This window comes from Acholeplasma equifetale ATCC 29724 (assembly GCF_000687735.1).
In the GTDB taxonomy this organism is placed as follows: Bacteria; Bacillota_I; Bacilli_A; order Acholeplasmatales; family Acholeplasmataceae; genus Acholeplasma; species Acholeplasma equifetale.
The window spans coordinates 1-12,595 of sequence record NZ_JHXL01000003.1 but is presented as its reverse complement, the minus strand read 5'-3'; the positions used below and the strand labels follow the sequence as shown (position 1 = coordinate 12,595).

Here is a 12,595-nt window from a genome sequence, read left to right as displayed (position 1 = left end):
TTTTTTATTGTTCAAGATACCAATTTAATAATTTTTTATCTTTTCGAATGCCTAGCGTATCAAGCCTACTAAGTCTTAGATTATTCTTGTATTCTAATATATACATCTCTTTTTGATTAAATACATTTTGATCAAATAATAAATACTGATTTGTTGTAAAAAGAATTGCTGAATCGAAGTTTTTCAATCTTTCTTTTATATAATAAATAACTTCTAAAGATAACTTATAATCAATTGAATCAAACATATCATCAACGATATATAAAACATTTCTTTCAGTTCTTAATAAATACATAAGCTTAATTAAAAGATTTTTTAATCCTCTTGATAACTGATGAAAATTTAAAACACTTTCGTCTTTAAAGTGAAATTCAAGCATATTGATATCTAAATCATCGAAATTTTGCCCCTTAAGTTTTAATAAATATCCATAACTATATACGAAAAATTCATTTTTATTCGATAATATCATTTCATTTCGATACATATCAATTAAATGATCATATCGATGTCGATTTAGCAACATCCTCAAATCATCTAATTCTAATTTTTTATACTTGATTGCTTCTATTGGTAAATTTAATTTCGTTAAAAGTTGAATCAATTCTTTATAGTGACTATCAGTAATGTTCGAATAAAATTTAATAAAATCATTATCATAATCAATATACATTTTATGAATTAATTGACCAATATAGTCTATAAACTTCGTTTGAGGCGAATCACTAAAATCTTTTTGATAAAGTTCAGATAGTATCAAACTTCTTCTATCAAATCGAAGATCATACATATATGTCTGAAGTCTTAAAAAGTCTGTTTCATTAAATAATTTTTTAAGTGCTGAAAAAATAAGATCATTCGAACTTCTTTTAAAATATATTTCTTTTTTAGATATATTAAATAGTATTTCTTCAACTATTTCATTACGCTCAAAATTAATGACTACTTCGTATGCGTAAATTATATTTTGAATATGAAATTCAAATGTATATTTTGTATGATTATCAACTTGATTTTTAGAATATTTAAAACCATTTGAAAAGCCTTGATAAAAATCATATAGTGATTCAACAAGTGTGGTTTTTCCAGTACCTAAATTACCAAATATTGCAGTTGATACATTATCAAGTTCTAAAACAAATCTTTCTTTAATACATTTATAATTACTTATAACTATTTTCGATATTTTCACTTTTATCAACTCTTTTTTACTGTTATATTAGTATTATACTATAATATTTACGATATTTTCGTTTTTTATGCAAGTTAAGAATATAGCATATATCCTTTTAAGTATAATAGTGTAGGAAACTAAGAGGGATCTATATGTTGAAATTAAAAAATATATCTAAATATTTTTATACCAACAAAGAAAAACAGATTGCACTAGATAACATAAACTTAGAAATTCAAGATGGTGAAATCTTTGGAATAGTTGGTAAAAGCGGTGTAGGTAAGTCAACTTTATTAAAGATTTTATCACTTCAATTAAAACCAGATACCGGCGAATATTTTATAGATAATAAGAACACTTTAACATTCAACACAAAAGAAAAGACAACATTTTTACGTTCAACATCTTTTGTATATCAAAACTTTTCTTTATTATATAATTTGACTGTTTTAGACAACATCTTATTACCTTTAAAAATCTTAAAGGTTCCAAAAGACGTTCAAATTAAACGCGCCAAAGAAATGTTAGAGTTTGTTGGATTAAGTCACAAAGCAAATGAATATCCAATTACTCTATCTGGTGGTGAAGCTCAAAGAATTTCAATTGCAAGAGCTTTAGTGACAGAACCTAATATATTATTCTTAGATGAAATCACTTCTTCTTTAGATTTAGAAACAAGTTTTGATATTTTAGATTTAATATTAAAAATCCATAAAACATTTAAACCAACAATCATTTTTATATCACATCAAATTGATGCAATTAAATATTTATGTGAGCGTGTCATGTTGCTTGAAAATGGTAAAGTTAAACGCATAGAAAAAATAAGTAATCACAAATTAAAATCATATACTTACGAGGAACTTTTATGGCAATCATAACATTTTCACTTCAAAGTGATCTTACACAAGCGACTATTGAAACATTATACCTATTACTTATTTCATTTCTAATTTCTTTACCACTTGGCACAATTGTTGGTTTTATACTTGCTCTTTATGGAAAAAATCGCCCTTATCAAAATAAATGGATAGCATCGTTCTTATCTATCAGTGTTAGTATCATTCGTTCAATTCCATTTATACTTCTTATGATCTTAATTATCCCAGTATCTTATACATTATTTGGTACAAGTATTGGTTTTATCCCATCCATACTTTCATTAAGTTTAATTGGCATCGCAACAGTCGCAAGACTCGTTGAGCAATCGATTATTGATTTAAATCCTTATATTTTTGATTTAGCTTATGCATATGGTGCATCAAAATTCCAATTATTTAAATATTTTATTTTCAAAGAAGCTAAGAGTTCTTTAATACTCGGTTACACTTCATCTTTAATTAGTTTATTAGCATATTCTACCGTCGTCTATATAATTGGTGGTGGTGGATTGGGTTTTACTGCAATTCAAATGGGTTATTATTCTCCTGTCGGTGAAGAACTCATGTGGTTTTCAATCATTATTATCATTCTATTAGTACAGTTTATCCAATTACTTGGTTCTATACTTGCAAATCATTATAACAAAAAGAAAAAGAAAGGTTTATAACATGAAGAAACTATACATCATATTTACATTATTATTATCATTATTACTTATTTCATGTAGTAATGATGATGCACTTATCATTGGTGTTGATTTTTATCCAATGCCACAAATTGTTGATTTAATTGAATCCGATTTAGAAAAAGAAGGTATAAAGGTTCGTAAACTTCAAATGGACTACAATGCTCAAAACGCACTTCTCTTTAGAAATGAAATGGATGGTAATTTAATTCAACATCAACATTTTATGAATTTCTTTAATAACGCACAAAATGCTGATTTAGTTGTTGCTCAACCTGTATATCACTCAAAATTTGCGTTATATAGTGCTTACTACGAATCTGTTGAAGATATTGAAGAAAACGAAACTATTTATATGCCTATTGATGTTGTTAATACATCAAGAGCATTGCTACTCTTACAAAGTGCTGGTTTGATCACTTTAAAAGAAGGTAAAACCACTGATGCGACATTAGATGACATTGTATCAAATCCGAAAAATTTAAAATTTGAACAACACGGATTACTAGATACTGCTTTTAAATATCGCGATAGTGGTAAACGTTTAGCAATCATGTATCCTAGTTATGCTAAAACAGCTATTAATTTAGGTGATGATAGCGAATTCCTATTTAATGAAGAAATCAATGAAATTACTCAAACCTATGCAATTTCATTTGTTGTAAGAAGTTCTATGTTAAATGATTCAAGAATTCAAAAATTCATTGAAATTTTAACAAGTGAAAAAGTGAAACAATGGATTATTGATAATTACGGTTACGCTGCAATTCCTGCATTTTAACGAATATAACAAAAACACCTCTAAAGTATGGTATATTATTATCAGTAAAGAGGTGTTTTTTTATGGATATAATAAGAGAATTTTTATCAAATTTATTTTCTGAATGGTTATCCAATCAAACTCAACTTACAAATTTAATTGTAAAAGTCTTAATGGTTATAGTTTGGTGTTTAATTGGTTATCTTGTTCACTTTATAACAAAGTTTTTAGTCGCACGCATGAAAGCTAAAGAAAAACGACTTGTTAAACGTCAAAAAACAATTGCTGCTTTAGTCATTTCAATTACTCGCTATGTATTTTGGTTTATCATCATAATGATGATTTTATTAGAAATGGGGTTTGATGTAGCACCTATATTAGCCAGTGCTGGTATATTAGGATTTGCTGTTGGATTTGGTGCTCAAGAACTTATTAAAGACTTAATTAGTGGTTTTTTCATCATTTTCGAACAAGCTTTTAATGTTGGTGATATCATCGAGGTAAATAATTTCAAAGGAACTGTTATCGATATTGGTATTCGCCGTACTAAAATTGTCAATTATAAAAATGAAGTTCGTTTGATTAATAATGGTGATATTCGTACAATTACTCAGTTCTCAATTGGTGAGAGTGTTGGAGTTGTTGAATTCCAAGTATCACCAAACTTTGATTTAAATCTTTTTGAAACTGATCAATTTAAAGCTATCTTAAATCAATTTAACGATAATGTAAATATGCTTGAAGCTCCAAAATTGGTCGGAGTTGTAGATTCATTATTACATCAAGTAACACTCCGTGTAACATTTGTTACGTTAAATGGTAAGCATACAACACTTGAACGTCAACTAAAAAAAGAAATACTTATGTTTATTAGAAAAGTTCGTAATGAATAAGAAAAAGGCTTAACTTTTAATAGTTAAGCCTTATTTTTTTGTTGATCCCATGAAGTATTTTCATCATTTAATCCCCATGATCCTGACTGTGTTATAGGTTTAATAACAATCGCGAACTCTCTTGTTATAGGACGCGTTGTTTGACTTAAAATGAAGAAATATTTCCCTGTATAAAGACCTTCAGAATCTAGTTCAGGTAATTCATATTTTGGATCAAACCAATCCTCTACACCATATTCCTTAAGATACATTGTGTACTGATAACGTTCACCTTGAATAAGTGAACCTTCTGTTTCACCTTGATAAATCGGCGGTATGATATTAAAGTTATATGCCCCAGACATATTTCGTCCAAATCGGTAATTAATCTGATTATTAAGTGCAGTAAAGTAGAATAAACTTGACTGATTTTGTATACCTTCAATATCATGTTCTTTATATCCATATTCAAGTGCAACTTTATCACTAAAATCACTTTGATATAAATGGGTGATTGATATAATTATTGAAGCTAACATAACATAAATAAAACCAAAAACGATTAATGTTCGTATAATAAATGTTTTCAAAATCCCCAATCTTCCTCTTTAAGTTTATTTTAGCATGAAACTTTTAAAAGCAGGATTTTTAATGATACTATATAAAAATACATTCATACTATTTATTAGGTATACCATTTATTGATTATTTTTGTCGAATTTTTATAAAAATGACAAATATCTTTATTTTCTTTTTTAGTTTAAACCATAAAAAAACATCTCAAAACTTGAGATGTCTTAATCATTTTTATTAAAAATTCCACGTATTTTATCAAATGATCTTGTAATAATTATTTTTTGAATTGAATTCTTTAAAAGTTGAGATGTAATTACATAAACTACAATACCTAATACTGCGTATAAAGCTAATGTAATAAATCCACTTATGAAATCATGTTTTAAAATATTCATCATAAAGTGAAGTAAAGTGTCATATGTACTTATCTTAACGAAATATACTACTCCAAACATTACTAGGGCACTTAATAAACTCTTATAAGTTTGCATAATATATTTTGCAAATGGTATTTCATTTTTAGTTGATATTAATTGATAAATCAATACACCAAATTCAGAAATGAGTGAACCAATAACTGCTCCTACTGCTCCATAATTTTTAATAAATATGATGTTTAAAATAAGATTAATTACAGCACCTACTAAAACTGAATATGTAAACTTTTTATTTTGATTCGTTGGTATTAAATATTGAATACCTATAACATTTGTAATTGTTACAAAAACAACTTTAATTGTATAAAGTGATAAAACAATGATTGCAGGTTCAAATTCATTTCCAAAAAACCATGGTACAAATTCATAAGATAAAGCAATTAATCCAAACATCATAGGAAATGATAGGTAAGTCGATATTTGAATAGCTTTTTTAAGAATATCTTTGATTTTTTCAAAATCATTTTCTTCAAATAAAGCGCTAATTCTTGGAACAACAACTGTTCCTAAAGCGGTTGCTATCACTAATACGGTATTAATGATTTTTGATGACATATCAAAAAACGCAACTTCTTGTTCATTAGATAATATACCAATCATTACAACATTTAAACTTGTATAAAGTAAAATAATTGCTTGTGGTAAAAATAACGTAAATAAACCTTTAAGATGAGAGAAAGGATGAAATCCTTCTATTTTTTCATCTTTAATAAAAAGTGGTGTTTTCATTAAACCAAACCATAAAATGGCTTGACCTATGAGTTCACCTGATGCCATGATTAATGCATATACCCATAAGTCTTCTGATTTTCTAACAAATACAAATACAAAAATTAATGTGAGTATTTTGATCATTGAATTACGAATAACAATACTACTAAATTTTTCTGTACCTGTATATAAATACGTAATATCAATAAAATTTGAAAATAAGATGATCCCAAAAATATAATAAATTTCTGGATGTTCGAAGATTAAATTTCCATCTACACTAAACAAAGGTAAATCATATAAGAACGTAAAGAACGTATAAAAAAGTAAGATTATTGTTATTGCAACAATACCTTTAACTACGAAAATTTCCCAGAAATTTTTCTTTAATTCATTTGGTTTATCGCGTTTTGTACTTATAATTTTTGTTCCGTATAAGTTTACCCCCAGTAGAGCAAACTGACTAAAATACGTTGTAATAGAATGAGCAAATGAATAAACACCAACATTAGTTGGTTGAAGTGTTCTAGAGATATACGGAATAAGTATTAGTGGAATGATTACCACTAATACTTGATAAATTAAATTATAAATATAGTTTTTTGATAAACTATTCTTTGTCTCTAAATTCATTTTTCACCATCGCCAAAGCACTTATGATGACTGCGTGCATATCATAATACTTATACTCAGCTAGTCGACCACCAAATAAGTATTTAGACTCTTTTGCTGCTTTTTCTTTATAACGTTTATAAATTTCATTGTTTTTATCATCATTCACTGGATAATATTTCTCAGAACCAATTTCATATTTTTTAGGATACTCATATGTAATAACGGTATGTTTTGATTTTGCATCATCAAAATGTTTATGTTCAATAATTCTAGTATAAGGTGTTTCTAAATCAGTATAATTTATAACTGCATTTCCTTGAAAATTTTCAACATCCAATACTTGATGATCAAATGCTAATGAACGATATTCTAAATGTCCAAACTCAAAATTGAAAAATTCATCAATTGCACCTGTATAAAGTATTTTTTCTGCAATATGCTCAAATTTTTCTCTATTTTCAAAAAAGTCTGTATTAAGTCTAACTTCGATGCCTTCTAACATTTTTTCAAATATTTGAGTATATCCGCCAATAGGAATACCTTGATATCGGTCATTAAAATAATTATTGTTATATGTAAATCTTAAAGGTAATCTTTTAATAATAAATGCTGGTAAATCTTTTGGATCTTTCCCCCATTGTTTAGCTGTATAGCCTTTAATTAATTTCTCATAAATTTCTAATCCAACTAAATTAATTGCTTGTTCTTCTAAATTTTTTGGATTTTCTACAAAATGATTTTTTCTATCTTCTTCAATTTTATCCATTGCTTCTTTTGGTGTTTTTGTTCCCCAAAGTTGATAAAAAGTATTCATATTAAATGGTAGATTATATAGTTTTCCCTTATAGTTAGCAATTGGTGAGTTAATGTAATTATTAAATTCAGCAAATTGATTAATGTAATCCCAAATTTCTTTATTTGATGTATGGAAAATATGTGCACCATAATAATGCACATGAATACCATCCATGTTTTTTGTATACATATTACCGCCAATATGGTCTCTTTTATCAATGACTAATACTTTTTTACCACGTTTTTTGGCTTCATATGCAAAAACCGAACCAAATATACCTGCTCCTACAACTAAATAATCATACTCAAATTTCATTTTTTATAAGTTCCTTATATTTATTTTCAACAATTTTTGCTGAATTTTGAATATCATAAATACTTAATCTTTCATCAATTTTGGTAAATCGTATAACATCTTTATTTAACAGTTCAATCGCTTTATTAACCCAATTATCGATTGGTAATGATAAATCGACATAGCTAATAGATTTTAAAAGGTTAATTTCTTGTGTAATATATGTTGAGTAAAGTTGTGGTAAATTGCTAAATAAAGCTTCAACCCCTACAACTGGTAACCCCTCATATAAGGATGGTAAAAATAATAAATCAATTGCGGAATAAAATTTATATATATCTCTTCTTGGAGAAAATACGATTACATTTCGTTTTAAATTTTCTTTATCAATCCATTTTAATATTTCTGCTTCTCTTTTTCCTGAGCCTACCATTAATAGATAAATATTAGAATCTTTTTTAACAATTTCTTGGAAAACTTTTAAAATAAATAATGGATTTTTTTGATCATCAAATCGTCCAAAAAAACCAATTACTTTTTTATCATTTCCAATATTTAATAACTGTCTTATATCACTTCTATTCTCTTCATTAAATAAAAATTTTTCAGCGTTTATTGCATTATGCGATAAATAATATGGTTTGTCTTTGAAAAAGAAATCCCCAGCAACTTTACTACAACTCCAATATTGATTAGCAAAGCTTAACGCTTTAGGAATTAATAAACCATTTCGAATACGTTTAATAAGTGATGGTGAGCTTTGTGTAGCATGCGCATGTAAAATACGAATCTTTATCCCACGTTTTTTTGCTTCTTTTAAATACGGAACACTCCAATTAAATACATGTGAGTGTATAATATCGTATATTTTTTCATCAAATAATTTTTTCGCATGATTTTTCATTAATTTATAGTTTTTAACCTTTGGTTCGATGCCATAAATAATTCTATCTTGATTTTTTTCTATCATTTCGATATATTTTTGATCTGCCTTACCCACAATCAAAAAATCCACTTCGAATTCTTCATGGTTTAATCGCTCATAATGGTTCATCACATAACTAGTTACACCATTTGTAAGTTGTAATTCAGTTAATATATGTAATATTTTTATTTTCATCATTTAACCTTCCCTGATGCTCCAAATATTCTAGATAAAAACCTCTTCATTGTAACAACAAATGGATTTTTTTCAATTAAAATTACATCCATTTCCTTTACTCTTGGCTGATTTTTAATTAACCATATATTAAATAATCTTTCAGAAATAAATCCGAAAATACGTTTTTGATAGTCATCATAATTTTCTATATTAACAGCTTTTTCTAGTTCAAATAATATATCAAACATAAATTTCATATATTGATCATAAAGATCCCATTTCATTACAAACATATTATAATAATACGCTTCTTTTTGATTTAAAAATGTATAATACGCATCTAAATAATCAGGATATAAGTTTTTAATGATTGCTTCAACTTTTAATAAATCATCAATATAATGATTTTCTTCATAGTTTTTATAATTAGTTTTTCTTAAATAAGTTTTTAAAGGTAAGATCATATCGTAATTTTTTAGTATTTTTAAAGCTTTTTCTTTTTTTAATCCTTGATACTTAAATAATGTGATTTTCTTATTTGAAAATATTCTACGATAATGAACTAATCCAACATAATCCGATTTTAAATTTTTCCAAATTGCATATAATGCAGTAAGTTCACTATAATATGGATTTTTATCACTTATTGAACCTATAAAATCATCAGAAATATAACCTTCGATAAGCTTTTTTCCTTTTTGACCAGGTTGAATAAATTGATAGGCATCATCAATATACTTAGTTAATTTTGGATATGGTTTATGAGCTGCAATATATATTTTTAATGACATTTAATCACTTTTTCTTTCTTAATAATTTTTTATAGATCCAACTTCTTAAAAATCCTGGCATCATCGTTACAATAAATGATGCATAGTTTGTTTTTAGATATTGAGGATAAGTAATATATTTTTTCTTATACATTTCTTTTTTAAATCTATGTATAGATTTATAATACTTTAAACCACCACGACGTTTATAAAAATCTTTTGATATTCTCATATATGTGATTGGTTCTTGAAAATTATACATTTTTGAACCTGTTTCAATCATTCGTATCCAAAGATCATAATCTTCAACTAAATAGTAATCTCTATAATTACCAGCTTTTAAAACTGCTTCTTTTTTAAACATGACCGAAGAATGTCCAATTGGATTTCGTTTTTTACTAAATTCAACAATTTCTTCATGTTTTTCTGGTAATTTACGAATAATATTTGAAGTTTCAGGTTTATCTTCAAATTCTAAAATTACAGAACCTACTAAATCAACATCATATAATGAAAAATGTTTGATTTGTTGTTCAAATCGAGTAGGTATTGATATATCGTCAGAATCCATACGAGCAATAAGTGGGTAACTAGCAAGTTCAACACCCATTTTTAATGCTAAACCTAAACCCATATTTTTTTCAAGTTGATGTGTTCTTACAATACTATATTTTGATTTATATTGATTTAAAACGTCATTTAAAGATTCACCTATAGGCCCATCAATCATAATTAAAACTTCATTTGGCATAAGTGTTTGATTTAGAATGCTATCTAGTGCTTCTTCTAGCCATTTTGGTTGGTCTTTATGATAAACCGACATTAATACTGTAAATTGCATATAAACTCCATTTATATTATTCATTGACTATTATCTATTATAACAAACTTTAGAGAATAGATATATTAAAACAAAAAAAAGATGTCTTAAGACATCTTCTTATTTTATCGATTTTGACCAATGAAGAATAGTGCTAACACACCTTGTCCAGCATGACTACCAATAACTGGTCCAATCATATGGATAACTAATTCTTCAACATCAAATTTAGCTCGAATTAAATCTCTTAACATTTCAGCACTTTCTAAATCATCACCATGTCCAATGAAGACAACTTGTTTACCAGGTTTAGCTGATTTTTCCATTTCATCAACTAACGCTTTTATTGCGCGTTTACGTCCTATTGCTTTTTGGCGTGCAACAAGTTTACCTTCGTCACTTACATGCATGACTGGTTTAATATTTACAAGTTTTGCAACAATACCTGCAGTTTTAGTAATACGACCACCACGAACTAAATGTTCGATATCATCAACGGTAAACCAATGTGCGATTTGTGGTGCTAAATTAAGTGCAAATTCATAAGCTTGTTCTAATGATAAATTTTTTGATTTAACTTCTTTTGCTGTTTGATAAACTAATAACCCTTCACCCAATGAAGCTGCTTTTGTATCAATGAGCATTATTTTACGTTCAGGGAATGTTTCTAATAACATTTCTTTTGCAATTCTAGCACTATTAAAAGTACCTGATAATGCACTTGAGAATGAAAGAATTAAAACATCTTTACCTTCCTTTAAAATTGGTGTTAATGTTTCAACATATTCATCTGGGTTAATTTGAGATGTTGTTGGTTTGGCACCACCACGAAGTAAATCATAAAATTCTTTAGGATCTAATTCGCGATTATCTAAATAATTCACATATGCTGTTTCCCCTAAATGAAACTTTAACGGCATAACAACTAGGTTATATTCTTGTGCAATACGATCTGGTAAGTCACAAGTTGAATCTGTTACGATTACAAATGGATTCATTTTTTCCCCTCACAATTCCTTATTTGAAAAAATTTTAGAAACCTTTTTAAGTGCTAATCCTAAATTAGGTTTTCTATCTGTACTATTATGTGCATCGGTTGCTATAAAATCTACTAATTGTAGTTTTAAAAACTTTAATGCACGCTTTTTATATATTCTACCATCAATACCCAAAACTGCATTTGCATTTACTTGGATTAAAATACCATCTTGTTTCATTCGTGCAATATCTTTTTCATTAATATATATATATCTTTCAGGATGTGCTAATATTGGTTGAAATCCTTTTGCTTTTAAATTATACATTATATCAACAATTGGTTCTTCTATTTTTGTTGAAAATTCGATTAAAAGATATTTTTGACTAAACCCTTGAAATACAAATTTTTCATAATCTGTATTTTTTGATGGATCGTAACGTACTTCATAACCTAAATATAATTCAATATCTGGGTTATGCGATTTAACGATATCTTTAAAGGCATTAAACTTTTCTGGAAATAATTTGGATGATACTTTTTGTACGCTATTTTGAACATGAGGTGTTAAAACAATTTTTTTAATACCTTGTTGATAAAGCATATCAATCATCAATAAAGATTCTTCGATTGATTTAGAACCATCATCAACATTCGGTAAAATGTGGTTATGAATATCAAACATAACTTAATTAAACCTTAATCTTTGTTTTTGGGATTTAAGTAGCCGTATTCATAACTATATGCATATGTATAAAGTTCTGAATCACGTACATTTACTTGTTTAAAGATTGTACCTATGATATTCACGTTATTTTGTCTTAAAGTTTGAATAGCTTCATTAATAATTGATCGTTTTGCTTCATGTTGTGAAACAACAAAGATAACACCATCAACCAATTTAGAAATGTATAGCGCATCAGAAACTGCAATAACCGGAGGACTATCAACTAAAACATAATCATATAATCCTTTTAATTTAGCTATTAAATCCTTTAATTTTTGAGCTTCTAAAAGGTTAACAACTGCAGATGTAACTCCACCCGTAGGTATATAGTCAATACCTGTTGACTTATCCTCGCGAACTAACTTCTCGTATGATAAATTACCTGATAAATAATCTGT

14 protein-coding genes are annotated in these 12,595 nt (G+C 27.0%); 4 read left to right on the top strand and 10 right to left on the bottom strand.

Translation table 11 applies throughout. From position 1 onward, the window contains the following. Nucleotides 1–4: 4 nt before the first annotated feature. Complete coding sequence (locus tag T434_RS0102405; protein ID WP_026399742.1) at nt 5–1,192, bottom strand: AAA family ATPase; 1,188 nt, start codon at nt 1,190–1,192, stop codon at nt 5–7. A gap of 134 nt (nt 1,193–1,326) precedes the next feature. Here T434_RS0102405 and T434_RS0102400 point away from each other — a divergent pair, with 134 nt between their 5' ends. The 4 genes from T434_RS0102400 to T434_RS07415 all read left to right on the top strand — a co-directional run bounded on the left by T434_RS0102400 (nt 1,327) and on the right by T434_RS07415 (nt 4,394). Further along, nucleotides 1,327–2,055: an ATP-binding cassette domain-containing protein gene (locus tag T434_RS0102400; RefSeq protein ID WP_026399741.1), complete on the top strand. Its 729-nt coding sequence runs from the start codon at nt 1,327–1,329 to the stop codon at nt 2,053–2,055. Beyond that, nucleotides 2,043–2,723: an ABC transporter permease subunit gene (locus T434_RS0102395; RefSeq protein WP_026399740.1), complete on the top strand. Its 681-nt coding sequence runs from the start codon at nt 2,043–2,045 to the stop codon at nt 2,721–2,723. Before T434_RS0102400 ends, T434_RS0102395 begins: the two co-directional genes overlap by 13 nt. Before the next feature lies 1 nt (nt 2,724). Next, nucleotides 2,725–3,522, top strand: a complete 798-nt coding sequence (locus T434_RS0102390) for a MetQ/NlpA family ABC transporter substrate-binding protein (protein ID WP_035358131.1) — start codon at nt 2,725–2,727, stop codon at nt 3,520–3,522. 62 nt (nt 3,523–3,584) lie between these two features. Next, nucleotides 3,585–4,394, top strand: coding sequence for a mechanosensitive ion channel family protein (locus T434_RS07415; protein WP_051614333.1), 810 nt, complete (start codon nt 3,585–3,587; stop codon nt 4,392–4,394). Nucleotides 4,395–4,417: 23 nt separating this feature from the next. On the opposite strand, the gene T434_RS0102380 is transcribed toward T434_RS07415, so the two are convergent. The 9 genes from T434_RS0102380 to T434_RS07880 form a co-directional block, all read right to left on the bottom strand. Next, nucleotides 4,418–4,963 carry a hypothetical protein gene (locus tag T434_RS0102380; protein ID WP_026399738.1) on the bottom strand — a complete coding sequence of 182 codons (546 nt, stop codon included), beginning with the start codon at nt 4,961–4,963 and terminating at the stop codon, nt 4,418–4,420. A gap of 207 nt (nt 4,964–5,170) precedes the next feature. Continuing rightward, the gene (locus T434_RS06630; protein WP_035358130.1) at nt 5,171–6,730 is read right to left on the bottom strand and encodes a flippase; all 1,560 of its coding nucleotides are present in this window, start codon (nt 6,728–6,730) and stop codon (nt 5,171–5,173) included. Continuing rightward, nucleotides 6,708–7,823: a UDP-galactopyranose mutase gene (gene glf / locus T434_RS0102370; protein ID WP_026399737.1), complete on the bottom strand. Its 1,116-nt coding sequence runs from the start codon at nt 7,821–7,823 to the stop codon at nt 6,708–6,710. The genes T434_RS06630 and glf overlap by 23 nt, the downstream gene beginning before the upstream one ends. Then, nucleotides 7,813–8,925, bottom strand: coding sequence for a glycosyltransferase (locus tag T434_RS0102365; RefSeq protein ID WP_162150638.1), 1,113 nt, complete (start codon nt 8,923–8,925; stop codon nt 7,813–7,815). Before T434_RS0102365 ends, glf begins: the two co-directional genes overlap by 11 nt. Continuing rightward, nucleotides 8,922–9,695 carry a DUF4422 domain-containing protein gene (locus T434_RS0102360; protein ID WP_162150637.1) on the bottom strand — a complete coding sequence of 258 codons (774 nt, stop codon included), beginning with the start codon at nt 9,693–9,695 and terminating at the stop codon, nt 8,922–8,924. The genes T434_RS0102365 and T434_RS0102360 overlap by 4 nt, the downstream gene beginning before the upstream one ends. A gap of 4 nt (nt 9,696–9,699) precedes the next feature. Further along, nucleotides 9,700–10,515, bottom strand: a complete 816-nt coding sequence (locus tag T434_RS06625; RefSeq protein ID WP_162150636.1) for a glycosyltransferase — start codon at nt 10,513–10,515, stop codon at nt 9,700–9,702. A gap of 104 nt (nt 10,516–10,619) precedes the next feature. Next, nucleotides 10,620–11,492 (bottom strand): DegV family protein, encoded by an 873-nt coding sequence (locus tag T434_RS07890; protein WP_026399734.1) that lies wholly within the window; start codon nt 11,490–11,492, stop codon nt 10,620–10,622. Between the two features lie 9 nt (nt 11,493–11,501). Then, a complete protein-coding gene (locus tag T434_RS07885) occupies nt 11,502–12,155 on the bottom strand; it encodes a tyrosine-protein phosphatase (protein WP_162150635.1) in 654 nt (217 codons plus the stop codon). A gap of 14 nt (nt 12,156–12,169) precedes the next feature. Then, nucleotides 12,170–12,595 (bottom strand): tyrosine-protein kinase family protein (locus T434_RS07880; protein ID WP_026399733.1); only part of this gene is annotated, 426 nt, incomplete at its 5' end.

Coding starts and splice junctions, on each gene's coding strand:
- T434_RS0102400 (WP_026399741.1), top strand. CDS start 1,327: ATGTTGAAATTAAAAAATATATCTAAATATTTTTATACCAACAAAGAA.
- T434_RS0102395 (WP_026399740.1), top strand. CDS start 2,043: ATGGCAATCATAACATTTTCACTTCAAAGTGATCTTACACAAGCGACT.
- T434_RS0102390 (WP_035358131.1), top strand. CDS start 2,725: ATGAAGAAACTATACATCATATTTACATTATTATTATCATTATTACTT.
- T434_RS07415 (WP_051614333.1), top strand. CDS start 3,585: ATGGATATAATAAGAGAATTTTTATCAAATTTATTTTCTGAATGGTTA.
- T434_RS06630 (WP_035358130.1), bottom strand. CDS start 6,730: ATGAATTTAGAGACAAAGAATAGTTTATCAAAAAACTATATTTATAAT.
- glf (WP_026399737.1), bottom strand. CDS start 7,823: ATGAAATTTGAGTATGATTATTTAGTTGTAGGAGCAGGTATATTTGGT.
- T434_RS0102365 (WP_162150638.1), bottom strand. CDS start 8,925: ATGATGAAAATAAAAATATTACATATATTAACTGAATTACAACTTACA.
- T434_RS0102360 (WP_162150637.1), bottom strand. CDS start 9,695: ATGTCATTAAAAATATATATTGCAGCTCATAAACCATATCCAAAATTA.
- T434_RS06625 (WP_162150636.1), bottom strand. CDS start 10,515: ATGCAATTTACAGTATTAATGTCGGTTTATCATAAAGACCAACCAAAA.
- T434_RS07890 (WP_026399734.1), bottom strand. CDS start 11,492: ATGAATCCATTTGTAATCGTAACAGATTCAACTTGTGACTTACCAGAT.
- T434_RS07885 (WP_162150635.1), bottom strand. CDS start 12,155: ATGTTTGATATTCATAACCACATTTTACCGAATGTTGATGATGGTTCT.